A 14,141-nucleotide genomic window follows, 5' to 3' on the forward strand; every position below is an offset into this window, starting at 1 on the left:
TGGCTGCAATAGCTATTGGCCGGAACAGATGATGTCCTGCGGCGTTGATATTGACGCAAGAAGAATGACCCATGTCGGGCAGGCATGAACAAGGAGAACAGGAATGATCAAGGTAACCCACGGTTTTGGCCGTGTCCTGAAAACGGTATCGGTATGTGCGCTTCTGGCGGTGCCGCTTGCGGCTTGTGGGCCGTTGCAGATGCCGTTGGAAGACCGTACCGGCAATGACCAGTGGCTCGATACCCAGATCAAGTCCGGTATCCTTGGCGAGTTTTCCAAGGTCGACCACACCTATCTGATGGATGTGAACATCGATATCTGGGAACAGAATGTCATGGTCACCGGCATGGTGGATTCCAAGGGCAAGTATTATGACGTCATGTCGATGGTCAAACAGGACAACCGCATCAAGACCGTCCATGACCATCTAGTGATTGCCGATCAGGAAACGATTGATGCCTACCATGCGGCCGAAGACGAGTATGGCAAGAATGCCGTTCCGACGGATTCGGCCACCCAGTCGGTGTCGGACGTCTGGATCGAAAGTCAGATCAAGGCATTGTTATTGGCCGAAAAAGGCGTGAGTTCCGTCAACTATCGTTGGCAGTCGGTGAAAAATGTCGTCTACATCATGGGCGAAGCCCAAAGCGATGCCGAGCTTGAAAAGGTGCTTTCCATCGTGCGCCGGATCAAAGGTGTGACCAAGGTTGTGAGCCACATCACAACGGCCTGATTCGCCGATCACCTTGTGATGAAACAGTTTTTTGTAAATTCCCCGCAGGCGTTCGGCCTTGCGGGGAATTTTTTTGGTTGGGCCAGATGCAAAAGTGTTTGAAAACCATTCGCATTTATCTTAGAGGTGATTGCACGTAATTAATAACTGATTGCAATCGCACCATGTATGTCTGCATTTGTAATGCGCTCAAGGAAAAAGACGTTCGCCATGCCGCCGAGCAGGGCGGGGCGACGCGTCCAGCGGAAGTCTTCCGTTTCCATGGCTGCGCGCCGCAATGTGGTAAATGCGCCTGCCATATGCGCGCAGAACTGCTTCAGGCGAAAACCTGTGGCAATTGCGATTGTGATGATGCAGCCGCTGTAACGGCAAATATCGAACCGATTGCCGCCGAGTAGGGCGCTTCCCGATATTCAAGCGATACGAAAAAGGCGAAGCCACTTGGGCTTCGCCTTTGTTGTTTGTGTCTGACGTCAGTCTTACCTGGAACGTTATTTCTTCAGGCCGAAACGTTCCTCGGCCAGGCGGTCGGCGACAAAGCCGGTCGACAGGTTCTGGTCCTTGGCGCGTTTGAAAATCTCGCGCACGGTGTCGCCAATGCCTTCGATATGCATGTTGGTTTCGGCCACCGTTTTGCCTTCGCGGCAATAATAGACTTCAACCACACCGCCAGCATTGATGACATAGTCCGGGGCATACAGGATGTCCGCTTCGCGCAACATCTCGCCGTGGCGGTCATGCTCAAGCTGGTTATTGGCGGCCCCGGCAATGATGCCAACCTTAAGGGCCTCGATAGAGCGATCATTGATCACCCCGCCAAGGGCGCACGGGGCGAGGATATCGGCCTCAACCGACAGGATTTCATCGACTGATACGGCCGTTGCCCCGAACTCCATGACGGCGGCCTTGACGCTGGATGCATTAAGGTCCGCGACAATCAGTTTGGCCCCGGCGGCATGCAGCATCCGGCACAGGTGATACCCAACATGGCCCAGCCCCTGAACCGCAACGCGCATGCCCTTAAGGTCGTCACGGCCATGTTTGAACTGGACCGCTTCCTTGAGCCCAATGAAAACGCCATAGGCGGTAAACGGCGACGGGTCGCCGGTGCGTTCCGGATCCTTGCCATCATTGATGCCGCCGACATGGTTGGTCTGGCTTGCGATATGGCCCATGTCTTCGGGGCTGGTGCCGACATCCTCGGCCACGATATAGCGCCCACCAAGCTGTTCGACAGCACGGCCCATGGCGCGGAAGAATTCCGGTGTTTTCTGGCTGCGCGGGTCACCGATAATGACGGACTTGCCGCCGCCCAACGGCAGATTGGCAAGCGCAGACTTGTAGGTCATGCCGCGTGACAGGCGCAAAACATCATGGATGGCGTCCTGTTCGCTGGCATAGGGCCACATGCGACAACCGCCAAGCGACGGACCAAGGTTGGTGTTGTGGACGGCGATGATGGTTTTCAGACCGGTGGATTTGTCGCTGGCAAAGACGACCTGTTCATGATCATCAAAGGCGATATCGGAAAAGACGTTCATCCTCTTGCAGCCTCCTGGCAGCATCATTGTTCTGGTGCAGGCTGTTTCCTGCTTATCCCTTTATGTTTGATGCATCGGGCTGTTGATCAATTTCTAATTCCCGAAAGACGGAAAAAAGACCGTTTCGGTTGAGGGGCGGCTTTCGTGCGGAAATATTCTGAGCCTGTTGGAACGGCTTTGTAATTTTATTGCGCGCGATGTGCGGTGCACAACGATCTGAGGGACGCGCCAAGCGGCAAATTCAGCTTTTCCGGGATTCTCTTTGCGCAGCTATTCCCAAACCTTTTCCGCGGGTCATTTTATGCTGCATTGCACTTACGGTGATTTGTCCTGAATCAGGGATTTGATCATGCGGCCATGCCAAATTCGCACTTGAAACCGGAGCAATTAATCTGGAAATATCAATTAACCGGACAATTTACGGCTCGTTAAGGTGCGAAACGTAGACTCACGGTTGGGTATCTTGTGGTTGAGATTCCCGGTTCAGGACAGGTTGGCGTCTGGGCGGCGCCAGCGAACAAAAAGTAAGGAGAGCGGCGGAAATGTCTGCATTCACAGACCATCGCCAAACCGTATATGAGGTTGAACTGCACAATCAGGCTGTGCGCGAGTGTGTCAAAGAGAACCGTTCCCACGAACTCTTTGATGACCGTTGGGCTGATGTTCAGACTCATGAAGTTGCGGCAAGCGACGAAAACAAGGCCCTTGCCATGATCGAAAACAGCTATCCGTCCGAAGACGGCTTCGTTGTCGATCACGTCAAACGCCTTGGCTGATTTACGCTGAGCGGGCAGAGATATGGTCCATGGGGAAACCATGGACACAAACACATCGGGCGGGGTAATCCCCGCCCGATGTGTTTGTGGATGCCGTTATGAACGTAAATGTTCAAGGCAGGGCGCGGTCAACAAAGTCCAGTCGATCCTGACCCCAGAACATCTCGTTGCCAACAAAATAGGTCGGGACGCCAAAGATGTTGCGTTCACGCGCTGACTGGCAGTTATCGTCATAGATCTTGGCGATCTCGGGCAGGTCGGCATTTTCCAGATATTCTGTCGACAGGCCGTTTGATACCAGTGCATCGCGCACGGTTGCGTGCAATGAAATATCGCGTTCACGCAGCCATATATCCCCCATCAGGGTTTCGGTCAGGTCGCTGACATCCTTGCCGTCTTCCTGAACCGCGATGATGGTGCGCGCCGCAAGCGTTTCATCCGCCGGGAAATGTGCCGGGTGCAGGTTGATCGGAATGCCAAGATGTTCTGACCAGCGTTTCAGCTCAACCAGGCGGTATTCCTGACGCGGTTGCGGGCGCTTGGCCAATGGGACGCCACCACCATGTTCCCAGACATCGGCGGCCCGGCAAGGTTTGTGAATGATCTTCACGCCATGCTGTTTGGCGATGTCGACAACGCGGCGAAACCCGAAAAAGGACCATGGGGATTGCACGAAGAAATAATGAATGATCGGCTCGGACATGTCGGCCTCCTTGATCTGCGCTGCAGATGTTGTTTTTCAATGGTCTTAGGGACAGAACCTATTAATTTGATTGGAATGGCAGAGTTTATATTTGTGAAATCCAAGGAAAAGCCCGCTGAGCGGGTTGGTATCCCGCACGAGGGGTTTGACGTCGGAGTTTGCAAATATAAACCCTGTCCTTCGGATCGCTCAGATTTGCACGGGCTACTTTGTCGCAAAACCTTGAAAGATATAGATCTTCCGGCGGTTTGGCTTCGCGTATCCGCACAAATCTGAGCGACCATTCAAACCAAATTAATAGGTCCTGTCCCTAGACTGCCCAAGCAGGCATGCTTCGTCAAACACCGGTCACGAATTGACCGGTGAGATCCGTTCATATGTTTGTGATGGTGTTTTGCTGACCCTAGTAATCCAGCCACCAGGCATATTCATCAATGCCACTCATCAGGACCCCGTCAAAGCCAAGCTTCATGATGTTGCCAAGATAGCTGTTCTCGCTGCCAAAGATGATGCTTTGCCATTCGCGGGTCCAGTAATGGACATGGTTTTCCTGGCCCCAGCGGGCCATCAGGTTGCCTTCGCTGACGAAATCGGGGCTACCGGCCCGCCATCCACTTTGCCAGTAATAGCGATATGTCTCTGCGGTCGCGATATTGAGATAGGAAATAAGCGTGCGCGGTGTGCCGGTCGTCTTGTAGCGCAGGCGCTTCATATCATCATAGGTCAGCGGGATGGTTCCGCGATGGAATGGATCTATGATCAGGGTATCGTAATTGGTCGCCGCCAGTGCGTTGACATAGGCATCTTTGGTGCCATAGGGCGAGCTATCGAGCACCATGGCGTAATTCTTCGCCTGGCGGATATTATCGATAACATGTGGGTTGGAGCCAAATGGCGTGTTGGGCACCTTTGCCAATGATGAAAGCTGCATGCCCGGTGGCGGGGCCGCGTAATAAAGCGCATCGAGATCGGCAAGTTGCGCGCGGGCCTTATCCATATCGGCCCGGTTTTCGGTGTAGTCGACGGCAAGATATTGCAGGCCTTCAAGCTTGAGCCGTTCCAGATATCCCAGAATATATTTGGTTTCTTCGGCGTTGGTCGCTTCGCCGTAGTTTTCGAAACCATAAAACGGCGCTTCGACCAGAATGGCATCAAGCGCACGCAGGTAATTCCGCGCCGGTTCGGCGACACCGCGCGTCGCAAACAGCGTTTTTTCAAGGAACTCGGTCAGTTCCAGGCCATTCATGGCAATGATCGAAAAGTCACTGCGATAGCTTTTCGCCCAGCGGCTGATCGCGATGACGTAATCGCGCATTTCCTCAACGAAGTCTTTTTCCGGTCGGCCGGTATTGATGCCAGACCGACCATCGCTCAGGCTGTTGGGCGGTGGGATAAAGGGTTCCAGTTCCTGTGCATAGGCGCCAAGCGGTGTTGTCGCCAGCAATGCGCCGCCAAGCCCGGCCGCACCAGTTCCCAGGAAATGTCTACGCGAGATGGATTTGGGCACGCCGTGTCGCTCAGCCATCGTTGGCGTCGGTTGGATCTGCCCTGACTTGCTGTGACGTTGCTTGGCCATGCCTTTATCCATCGCTGATTAGTTTGGCGATATTATGATGCCGCCTGCATCGCGCCTTGCGCAGTAATCAGCTCGGTCACCCGGTTGCCAATCGCAAGCGATGCAGTAAGACCCGGTGATTCAATACCATAGAGCATTACAAGACCATTAAGCCCGTGCTGTTTTTCATCGGCAATCAGGAAGTCACGCGCGGCTTCGCCGGGGGCCTGAATTTTTGGCCGCACACCGGCATAGCCGGTCTGAAGGGCGTTTTCATCAAGATCGGGATAGTATTTGCGGATGGCTTCGGCAAAGGCCGCCCGGCATTCTTCGGGAACGTCATAGTTCGGCGCATCCACCCAGGTCACATCCGGGCCAAAGCGCGCCTGACCGCCCATATCAAGCGTCAGGTGGATGCCAAGCCCGGCCTGTTCCGGGGCCGGGTAAATCAGGGTGGAAAACGGCGCCTTGCCCGACAGTGTGAAATAACAACCGCGTGCATAGTGCTGTGGCGGGACGGTTGCGGGGGGCAGACCGGCAAAGTTCCGCCCCAGTGTCTGGCTGTGCAGGCCCCCAGCAACGATCAATTCCGCGCAGGTCAGGCTCATTTCTTCGCCATCGGCATCGGTGGTGTTGACGGTATAAAGTCCGTTTTCAAAGCTGACGCCGGTGACCTTGGTGTTCACGGCAAGGGTCGCGCCTTTATTTTCCGCCTCACCCAGCAGGGTGACCATCAATTGGTGGCTATCGACAATACCGGTCGATGGGCTTTCAAGCGCGCCAACGCAATGCAGGTTCGCTTCACGTTCAAGCGCTTCTTCGCGCGAAATCCAGACAAGATCATTCACGCCATTTTCGGCGGCCTTTTCCTTGATCCCAGCCAGTGCTGTCATCTGGTCTTCGGCGGTGGCGACGATCAGTTTGCCAGTGCGTCTGTGTTCAATGCCGTTTTCCTCGCAATAGCGATACAGCATCTCGCGCCCGGTGACGCAAAGCTCGGCCTTGAGGCTGCCTTTCGGATAGTAAATCCCGGCATGAATGACTTCGCTGTTACGGGCACTTGTCTCGGTGCCGATTGCATCGTGCTGTTCAATGATCAGGACTTCGCGCCCCGTGCGTGCAAGAGAACGGGCGCAGGCCAGTCCGACGACGCCGGCACCGATGACGATGGTTTGAATATCTGCAGTCATGATCACTTGTATCTTGGTTGGAATGTGGGAAATGCGGTGGTCAGGATGTGGGGGATCCTAGTTCGCTTGGCGGAAATAGACAGCCTGCCCCTGATTGTCCTTGCCGTTGCCGGTGACAACTGCGGGCGCCTCACTGGTGTAGTGGCCACGTGCAAAGCTGCTGTCGTTACAATAGACATACCAGCTGCCAAACGGTAGCGTATTGCTCTGATAAGCACCACCTTCATGGCGCCAGATGCCCTCGCAATGGCGCTGGTCGTCATCAAGGATCATGGTGCCTTCGCCAGATGGCTGGTCAAAGCGCAGTTTGCCGGTGCCACGTACCGATTGCCAGTTGGTGACGATATCAATGCCGTCAATCGGCGGCGGCGTGGTTTCACCTTCGGGCTGCTGGAGAACTGCGTCATCCGCTGGTCCGGCAACAGCCGCGGAAATCGCCGAATTTTCCGGCAGTTCAATCGTCAGACGGCCAAAGAACCCGGCGGCGAATTCCTGTGCATCAATCATCGGCAGGCCACTTAGCGGTGCACTGACGCCATTGGCAGCCTGAACCTGTGTCGGGGTGCAATAATAACCCAGCAGGCGGCTGCCGCGTTGGGCTGGTGTTTGCGGATCCCACTGCCCGACAAAGGAAACGCATTGCGATCCATCACGGGTAAAGGGTGACAGGGCAATGTTGCCATATCGTGTTTCCTGCACAAAGTTCGCGCCATTCAGGCTGCTGCGTCCCTTGAGTGCATCAAACATATCAAGCAACTGCTCGGACGCCATGGCGGTGCTGAACCGAAAGCCGGGCGCGGAGGTCGTATAAACGGTCTCAAGGTACAGGTCACTTGCGGCAGCTGGTGATTCGCTCACCGATTGCTGCGCATACCAGCGCCCGACAAAAACCGTGCTGTTATCGCGATATTGACGCAGGAAGCTGTTCTGGCCATCGGTATTGGTGGCAAACAGAACCGGGCTCTGGTCTTGCGGGATCTGTTCAAACCCGCTGGTTTGCTGAGCGAGCGCGATCTGGGGGGCTGCCACCAGAAGGCTTGCAAGCATGCTGCCGATCAAAGCCGCCCGATACTTCACATTGCGTCCTTTCAGTTTGTTTTCAGGCGCATTTTTGCGTTGCGCTACCCTTATCTTTACCTTTGTGCATCTAGATTGGCTAGGGTTCAGTCGCCTGTAGGATGTGAGTCAGATCGCTTTTACCTTGATTTTTGGGGTTAAACGGGCTCATTGGGGAGATTGGCCTTGGGGACGAAGACAATAAGCCTGAAGATACGGAGCATATACCATGACGGTGCAACAGACCGGCGCAGACGGGGACAGCGCGGGCCAGCAGACGGCAACGGACAAGCAACCGCCGTCCAATCGCGCCCATGTAATCGTGATCGGCAATGAAAAGGGTGGGTCAGGCAAATCGACAACTGCGATGCATCTGATCGTTTCCCTGATGAAGATGGGGTTCAAGGTCGGATCGCTCGATATTGACGCCCGTCAGGGAACACTTACGCGGTATGTCGAAAACCGAACCGCCTTTAACGAGAAAAAGGGCCTTTCACTGCCGGTGCCCGAACATCGCCCGATCTTTCGGAGTGAATTGTCCGATGGCAATGAAGCCAAGCTCGATGAGCGCGAACGCTTTACGACGGCCCTTGGGGAAATGGTGGTCAGCTGCAATTTCATCGTCATGGATTGCCCGGGCAGTGACAATTACCTGTCACGTTTGGCGCATGCCTGTGCGGATACCCTGATTACGCCGATCAATGACAGCTTTATTGATCTTGATATGCTGGCCCGGATTGATCCGGACAGTCTCGATATCAAAGGGCCCAGCATCTATGCTGAGATGGTCTGGGATGCGCGTAAGCGTCGTGCTGCCATTGATGGTGGCAAGATTGACTGGATTGTCATGCGCAACCGCCTTTCGCATCTTGATGCACGCAACAAGCGTGACATTGCTGAAATCGTTGAAAAACTCGCGGATCGTATTCGCTTCCGGCAGGCGCCGGGCTTTGGTGAACGTGTGATTTACCGCGAACTTTTCCTCAAAGGTCTGACGCTTCTTGATCTGCGTGAAAAGGGCGTTGGCATCCCGATGAGTATGTCGCACATGGCTGCCCGTCAGGAAGTCAGATCGCTTTTGGAAGTGATCGGCTTCAAACCGGCAGATGGCGAGGAGTTGCCGATCTGAGAGCTTCCGGCCTATATCTTGTGGGACATAAAACTGTCCAACCGGAACAGGAAACAGGCAGGCCGCTTTGACACGCAAAGACATTATCCCAGAGACATCCGGGGCAGAGGAAGTGGCAGACTTCCTTGGCAAAGCCCGCGAACTTGCGGTTCACGCCCCCTCATCCGGGCCAGCACAAGGGCGCCTGGTCTTTGCCATGGATGCAACCGCCAGCCGTCAGCCAAGCTGGGATCGTGCCGCCGAAATTCAGGCCGAAATGTTTGATGCCGTTGATGGTGTTGGTGCTCTTGATGTGCAGCTTGTGTTTTTTCGCGGGCTTTCGGAATGCAAATCAAGCGGCTGGTGTCGAAACGCCAAATCCTTCCGCGATTATATCACCAAGGTTACCTGTCGGGCCGGCCATACGCAGATCGAAAGGGTTTTGGCTCATGTCGAACGCGAAGCCGGGGATAAAAAGATCGATGCCTTGATTTATGTCGGCGACTGCATTGAAGAAAATCCTGATCATCTGGCCCCGATCGCCGGGAAACTGGCGCTCAAGGGGGTGAAGGCATTCATGTTTCAGGAGGGGCATGAATGCGACGCTGCGTTTGCCTTTGGGGAGATTGCCAGGATAACCGGCGGAGCCTTCATGCAGTTTGATGCCAGTGCGGCAGGCAAGCTCCGTGATTTGTTGGGGGCAGTGGCAAGTTATGCCGTTGGTGGGCAGTCGGGACTTTCGATCTATCAGCAGAAAACCGGGTCTGAAGAAGTCCTCAGACTTGGTCACCAATTGCGAAAGCCGCGTTGATGCAGTGGTTTTTGATTGGCATCGCGCTCTTTGTTGGGGTTGGTTTCTTTATCCGCTGGATGACAGAGGCCGAGCCCAAAGAAATCCGCAAAATTGTCTTATTTCTGATCATCTTTGTGTTGATCCTGCTCGCCGGTTGGTTGTTGCTCACGGGCAAGATCGCCGCAATGGGAGCTGCCTTGGTGGCCGCCGTGCCGTTTCTGATCCGGGTGATGAAGCTTGGATTCCTGTGGCCGATTTTTCGCAGGGTCTTTGCCGCGTCGCAAAAGCGCGCGCAGCCGGGAAGTTTTGGCAACCGCCCGGCCGGGGCGGGATCAAGTTCGGAAATTCGCACGGAATTTCTCCATATGGTGCTTGATCTCGAAAGCGGCCAAATGCGCGGTGGTGTTGTCAGCGGTCCCTATGCCGGGGCCGATCTTGACAGCTTGGGACTTGACGACTTGCAGTCGCTTTATGTTGACTGTTGCAGTGCAACCGACCAAAGCCGGGCGGTTCTGGAAGCCTATCTTGACCGTCGTCCCGATTGTGCGGGATGGCAAAGTTGGCGCCAGGACGATCACGGCGAAGACGGAGCACAAAACGGAGGAAGCGACCGCAACTATCACGAGCAAGGCCGAAATGGCGAAAGGAGTTCAAGCGCATCTGGCATGACGGCTGACGAGGCCCAGAATATCCTTGGTGTGGGTGAAAATGCCACCCGTGACGAGATCAACCGGGCTTATAAAAAGCAGATCAAGGCGGTTCATCCCGATCATGGTGGATCGGATTATCTGGCGTCAAAGATCAATGCCGCGCGAAGCCTTTTGTTACGGCTATGTAAAGATTAGCGTTAATAATGCGTGCGCTTGCTTGATCCGTGTTCTGGAAATGTGGCAGAAGCATATATGCAGGCAATTCCGATACGGACTGGCATGCGGCGGTTGAAAAAGGAAAGTATTGAATGTCAAAAAGAATCAAGAAGGCAGTTTTTCCGGTCGCAGGTATGGGAACCCGCTTTTTGCCAGCCACCAAGGCCATGCCAAAAGAAATGCTGCCGGTCGTTGACAAACCGCTTATTCAATACGCTGTCGAAGAAGCCATTGCCGCAGGCATTGAAGAATTCATTTTTGTCACCGGTCGCGGCAAAACCGCGATTGAGGACCATTTCGACCGTTCCGCCGAACTTGAAGCAATTCTGAAAGAGCGCGGCAAGGAAGATGCGCTGTCCAAGGCGCTTGAAATGATCCCGGAACATGGTCGTGTCACCTATACCCGTCAGGGCAATCCGCTGGGCCTTGGGCATGCTGTTCTGTGTGCCAAGTCGCTTGTTGGCGACGAGCCGTTTGTTGTGCTGCTGGCCGATGACCTTATCCAGTCCAAAACCCCCTGCATGAAGCAGATGGTTGACAGTTATGGCCGGACGGGGGGCAACATGGTTGCCGTCATGGATGTGCCGCGCGAAGAAGTTCACCGCTACGGTGTTCTGGAGATTGAAGGCACCAATGGGCGCCTTGTCAGCGCATGCGGCATGGTTGAAAAACCCAAACCGGAAGAAGCACCGTCGACCCTGTCGGCCATCGGGCGCTATATCCTTGATCCGGGCATCTTCGAGGTGCTTGAAAACATTCCGCGCGGCGCTGGTAATGAAATTCAGCTGACCGATGCACTGGCGGCCATGATCGGGCAAGTACCGTTCTATGGTTACAACTTTGAAGGCCGTCGTTTCGACTGCGGTAACAAGATCGGTTTCCTGAGAGCCACCATGTCATTTGCCCTGGCCCGTGAAGATATGCGTGACGATGTCCGTCAGCTCATTCACGAATTCGCCGAAGGCGAAGCAGCGCAATAACCACTTATGTCAACAATGACCGACCGGAATAGCCAAATGATCTGTTTCGGTCGGGATCTACTTACCAGGATAGAACCTCCATGCGCGTAGCTATGATCGGGACCGGATATGTTGGACTTGTTTCCGGTGCCTGTTTTTCCGAGTTCGGTACGGACGTTGTTTGTGTCGACAAGGATGTGGAAAAAATCGCCCGTCTTGAAGACGGTATCATGCCAATCTACGAGCCCGGTCTGGATGTTCTGGTCGAAAATAACGTCAAGGCGGGGCGTCTGACTTTCACCACCAGCCTCAAGGAAGGGGTAAAGGACGCCGACGCGGTCTTTATTGCTGTTGGGACCCCGACCCGTCGCGGTGATGGGCATGCCGATCTGAGCTACGTCTATGCCGCGGCCGAGGAAATCGCCGAAGCCATGAACGGTTTCACGGTTATTGTCACCAAATCGACCGTGCCAGTCGGGACGGGCCGCGAAGTCGAACGCATCATTCGTGAAAAACGCCCGGATGCCGAGTTTGCGGTGGTCTCGAACCCGGAATTCCTGCGTGAAGGCTCCGCCATCGGCGATTTCATGCGCCCGGATCGCGTCGTGATCGGCACCAGTGATGAACGGGCGCGCGAAGTGATGTCGGATTTGTATCGTCCGCTTTATCTCATCGAAACCCCGATTGTCTTCACCACCCGTGAAACCTCGGAAATGATCAAATACGCGGCCAACACGTTCCTGGCGGCAAAGATTACCTTCATCAACGAAATTGCCGATCTTTGTGAGAAAGTCGGGGCAGACGTGCATGATGTCGCACGCGGCATCGGCCTTGATGGGCGTATTGGCAAGAAATTCCTGCATCCCGGCCCGGGCTATGGCGGCTCCTGCTTCCCGAAAGATACGCTGGCACTGGTGCGTACTGCACAGGAATATGACAGCCCGCTTCGCATTATCGAGACGGTTGTTGATGTGAATGCCAAGCGCAAGAAGGCCATGGCAGAGCGCGTGATTTCGGCCTGTGGCGGTTCGGTTGCGGGTAAAACCATTGGCATTCTTGGTCTGGCCTTCAAGCCGAACACCGATGACATGCGCGATGCACCGAGCCTTGATATCGTCCCCGCCCTGATCGCAGCAGGGGCGACCGTGAAGGGCTATGATCCCGAAGCCATGGAAGAAGCCAAAAAGCTTCTGGAGGGCATTTCCTATTGCGAGAATGCCTATGATACGATCGAGGGCGCTGATGCGATGGTTGTCCTAACCGAGTGGAACGAATTCCGCGGTATGGACTTGGACCGCATCAAGGACGCGCTCAAACACCCGATCGTGGTTGATCTGCGTAACGTTTATGACCCAACCGAGATGGCTGAAAACGGTTTCAGCTATTCCTGTGTCGGTCGTGCATCTATCGGAGGCTAATCCAAATCATGACGAATTCCGCCGGACATCAATTTGATAGCTCTGTTTTGCGCGAATATGACGTGCGTGGCGTTGTAGGAGAAACCCTTCACGCAGCCGACGCCAATGCGCTCGGCAAGGCATATGGCACCATGGTGCGCCGATCCGGTGGCAAGCGCGTTGCTTTGGGTCGCGATGGGCGCCTGAGCTCCCCAGAGCTGGCGGCGGCATTGGCTGAGGGCATTCTGTCGACGGGTTGTGACGTGGTGCGCATCGGCCGTGGTCCGACCCCGATGCTTTATTTCACGGTCTATGACGAAAAAACCGATGCCGGAATCATGGTGACGGGGTCGCACAACCCGTCAAACTATAACGGCTTCAAGATGCTCAATGCCGGCAAGTCCGTGTTTGGCGACGCCATTCAGGAGCTTGGGAAAATCGCCGCTAGCGGTGATTTTGAAACCGGGCAGGGCAGTGCATCCGATATCGAGATCGGAGATCGCTTTGTCGAACGCCTTCTGGCAGAGCTTGATTGTGATGTGCCAAACCCGATGACGATTGTCTGGGATTGCGGCAATGGTTCTGCCGGGGATGTTGTCCGCAAATTGACGGCAAAGCTGCCGGGTACGCATCATCTGCTGTTTGATGATATCGATGGCAATTTCCCGAACCACCATCCGGACCCAACGGTTGAAGCCAACCTGGTTGACCTGAAGGCGGCAGTTGCCAAACACAATGCCGACTGGGGTGTTGCCTTTGACGGTGACGGTGACCGGATTGGCGTGATTGATGGCAAGGGCAATGTGCTTTGGGGTGATCAGCTGCTTCAGATTTATGCCGCTGATGTTCTGGAGCGTCAGCCGGGTGCCGCGATCATTGCCGATGTGAAAGCCAGCCAGACCCTGTTTGACGAGGTCAACCGGATTGGTGGCAAGGCCATCATGTGGAAGACCGGCCATTCCCTGATCAAGACCAAAATGATCGAGGAAAAAGCACCGATCGCCGGTGAAATGAGCGGTCATATCTTCTTTGCTGAGCGTTATTACGGCTATGACGACGCAACCTATGCTGCCGTGCGCCTCTATCGCATTCTGGTGCAAAGCGGCAAAAGCCTTGCTGAGTGGCGCGAAGCCATGCCGGTTGCCGTCAATACGCCGGAAACCCGCATCGACTGCCCGGATGATCGCAAGTTTGCCCTGATTGAGGAAGTCCGCGCGCGTCTGGCAGAAGCCGGTGCGGAAGTCAGCGGTATCGATGGTGTCCGTGTCAGCACCGAAGATGGCTGGTGGTTGCTGCGTGCGTCAAATACCCAACCTGCCATCGTAGCCCGTTGTGAGGCCACCGATGACGCTGGCTTGGAGCGCCTTAAGGGGCAGGTGACCGATCAGCTTGTGAAAAGCGGTCTGTCTTCGGATGACTTCTTTGCCCCTGGTGGCGGTCACTAATCTTGCTCATTGCGCAATA

Annotated in this window: 14 protein-coding genes; 9 read left to right on the forward strand and 5 right to left on the reverse strand. The window is 54.9% G+C overall.

Annotated elements, in window-relative coordinates; translation table 11 throughout:
* Window positions 1–103: 103 nt before the first annotated feature.
* Window positions 104–733, forward strand: coding sequence for a BON domain-containing protein (locus ACXAF0_RS09105; RefSeq protein ID WP_475345561.1), 630 nt, complete (start codon window positions 104–106; stop codon window positions 731–733).
* A gap of 164 nt (window positions 734–897) precedes the next feature.
* Window positions 898–1,131, forward strand: a complete 234-nt coding sequence (locus tag ACXAF0_RS09110; RefSeq protein ID WP_062957449.1) for a (2Fe-2S)-binding protein — start codon at window positions 898–900, stop codon at window positions 1,129–1,131.
* A 93-nt stretch (window positions 1,132–1,224) separates the two neighbouring features.
* Here the strand turns inward: ACXAF0_RS09110 and ACXAF0_RS09115 are convergent, their stop codons facing one another.
* Window positions 1,225–2,274, reverse strand: a complete 1,050-nt coding sequence (locus tag ACXAF0_RS09115) for a Glu/Leu/Phe/Val dehydrogenase dimerization domain-containing protein (protein WP_475345562.1) — start codon at window positions 2,272–2,274, stop codon at window positions 1,225–1,227.
* Window positions 2,275–2,816: 542 nt separating this feature from the next.
* Between ACXAF0_RS09115 and ACXAF0_RS09120 the strand changes: the two genes are divergently transcribed.
* Complete coding sequence (locus tag ACXAF0_RS09120) at window positions 2,817–3,050, forward strand: hypothetical protein (RefSeq protein WP_475345563.1); 234 nt, start codon at window positions 2,817–2,819, stop codon at window positions 3,048–3,050.
* 112 nt (window positions 3,051–3,162) lie between these two features.
* Here ACXAF0_RS09120 and ACXAF0_RS09125 read toward each other — a convergent pair whose 3' ends face one another.
* The 4 genes from ACXAF0_RS09125 to ACXAF0_RS09140 form a co-directional block, all read right to left on the reverse strand.
* On the reverse strand, window positions 3,163–3,753 hold the full coding sequence (locus tag ACXAF0_RS09125) for a DsbA family protein (protein ID WP_475345564.1): 591 nt from the start codon (window positions 3,751–3,753) through the stop codon (window positions 3,163–3,165).
* A gap of 403 nt (window positions 3,754–4,156) precedes the next feature.
* Window positions 4,157–5,278, reverse strand: coding sequence for a hypothetical protein (locus ACXAF0_RS09130; protein ID WP_475345565.1), 1,122 nt, complete (start codon window positions 5,276–5,278; stop codon window positions 4,157–4,159).
* Between the two features lie 83 nt (window positions 5,279–5,361).
* A complete protein-coding gene (locus tag ACXAF0_RS09135; protein WP_475345566.1) occupies window positions 5,362–6,498 on the reverse strand; it encodes an NAD(P)/FAD-dependent oxidoreductase in 1,137 nt (378 codons plus the stop codon).
* A 57-nt stretch (window positions 6,499–6,555) separates the two neighbouring features.
* Complete coding sequence (locus tag ACXAF0_RS09140) at window positions 6,556–7,545, reverse strand: hypothetical protein (RefSeq protein ID WP_475345567.1); 990 nt, start codon at window positions 7,543–7,545, stop codon at window positions 6,556–6,558.
* Window positions 7,546–7,783: 238 nt separating this feature from the next.
* Between ACXAF0_RS09140 and ACXAF0_RS09145 the strand changes: the two genes are divergently transcribed.
* From ACXAF0_RS09145 to pgmG, 6 genes are all read left to right on the forward strand, one after another.
* The gene (locus ACXAF0_RS09145; protein WP_475345568.1) at window positions 7,784–8,683 is read left to right on the forward strand and encodes a division plane positioning ATPase MipZ; all 900 of its coding nucleotides are present in this window, start codon (window positions 7,784–7,786) and stop codon (window positions 8,681–8,683) included.
* A 67-nt stretch (window positions 8,684–8,750) separates the two neighbouring features.
* Complete coding sequence (locus tag ACXAF0_RS09150; protein WP_475345569.1) at window positions 8,751–9,473, forward strand: VWA domain-containing protein; 723 nt, start codon at window positions 8,751–8,753, stop codon at window positions 9,471–9,473.
* Window positions 9,473–10,300, forward strand: a complete 828-nt coding sequence (locus tag ACXAF0_RS09155) for a DnaJ domain-containing protein (protein WP_475345570.1) — start codon at window positions 9,473–9,475, stop codon at window positions 10,298–10,300. Before ACXAF0_RS09150 ends, ACXAF0_RS09155 begins: the two co-directional genes overlap by 1 nt.
* A 113-nt stretch (window positions 10,301–10,413) precedes the next feature.
* Window positions 10,414–11,301, forward strand: coding sequence for a UTP--glucose-1-phosphate uridylyltransferase GalU (galU, locus tag ACXAF0_RS09160; protein ID WP_475345571.1), 888 nt, complete (start codon window positions 10,414–10,416; stop codon window positions 11,299–11,301).
* An 80-nt stretch (window positions 11,302–11,381) separates the two neighbouring features.
* Window positions 11,382–12,698, forward strand: a complete 1,317-nt coding sequence (locus ACXAF0_RS09165) for a UDP-glucose dehydrogenase family protein (protein WP_475345572.1) — start codon at window positions 11,382–11,384, stop codon at window positions 12,696–12,698.
* 8 nt (window positions 12,699–12,706) lie between these two features.
* Window positions 12,707–14,122 carry a phosphoglucomutase/phosphomannomutase PgmG gene (gene pgmG / locus ACXAF0_RS09170; protein WP_475345573.1) on the forward strand — a complete coding sequence of 472 codons (1,416 nt, stop codon included), beginning with the start codon at window positions 12,707–12,709 and terminating at the stop codon, window positions 14,120–14,122.
* Window positions 14,123–14,141 lie beyond the last annotated feature (19 nt).

It is taken from the genome of Thalassospira sp. ABD4_177 (assembly GCF_056160125.1).

Coding starts and splice junctions, on each gene's coding strand:
- ACXAF0_RS09105 (WP_475345561.1), top strand. CDS start 104: ATGATCAAGGTAACCCACGGTTTTGGCCGTGTCCTGAAAACGGTATCG.
- ACXAF0_RS09110 (WP_062957449.1), top strand. CDS start 898: ATGTATGTCTGCATTTGTAATGCGCTCAAGGAAAAAGACGTTCGCCAT.
- ACXAF0_RS09115 (WP_475345562.1), bottom strand. CDS start 2,274: ATGAACGTCTTTTCCGATATCGCCTTTGATGATCATGAACAGGTCGTC.
- ACXAF0_RS09120 (WP_475345563.1), top strand. CDS start 2,817: ATGTCTGCATTCACAGACCATCGCCAAACCGTATATGAGGTTGAACTG.
- ACXAF0_RS09125 (WP_475345564.1), bottom strand. CDS start 3,753: ATGTCCGAGCCGATCATTCATTATTTCTTCGTGCAATCCCCATGGTCC.
- ACXAF0_RS09130 (WP_475345565.1), bottom strand. CDS start 5,278: ATGGCTGAGCGACACGGCGTGCCCAAATCCATCTCGCGTAGACATTTC.
- ACXAF0_RS09135 (WP_475345566.1), bottom strand. CDS start 6,498: ATGACTGCAGATATTCAAACCATCGTCATCGGTGCCGGCGTCGTCGGA.
- ACXAF0_RS09140 (WP_475345567.1), bottom strand. CDS start 7,545: ATGCTTGCAAGCCTTCTGGTGGCAGCCCCCCAGATCGCGCTCGCTCAG.
- ACXAF0_RS09145 (WP_475345568.1), top strand. CDS start 7,784: ATGACGGTGCAACAGACCGGCGCAGACGGGGACAGCGCGGGCCAGCAG.
- ACXAF0_RS09155 (WP_475345570.1), top strand. CDS start 9,473: ATGCAGTGGTTTTTGATTGGCATCGCGCTCTTTGTTGGGGTTGGTTTC.
- galU (WP_475345571.1), top strand. CDS start 10,414: ATGTCAAAAAGAATCAAGAAGGCAGTTTTTCCGGTCGCAGGTATGGGA.
- ACXAF0_RS09165 (WP_475345572.1), top strand. CDS start 11,382: ATGCGCGTAGCTATGATCGGGACCGGATATGTTGGACTTGTTTCCGGT.
- pgmG (WP_475345573.1), top strand. CDS start 12,707: ATGACGAATTCCGCCGGACATCAATTTGATAGCTCTGTTTTGCGCGAA.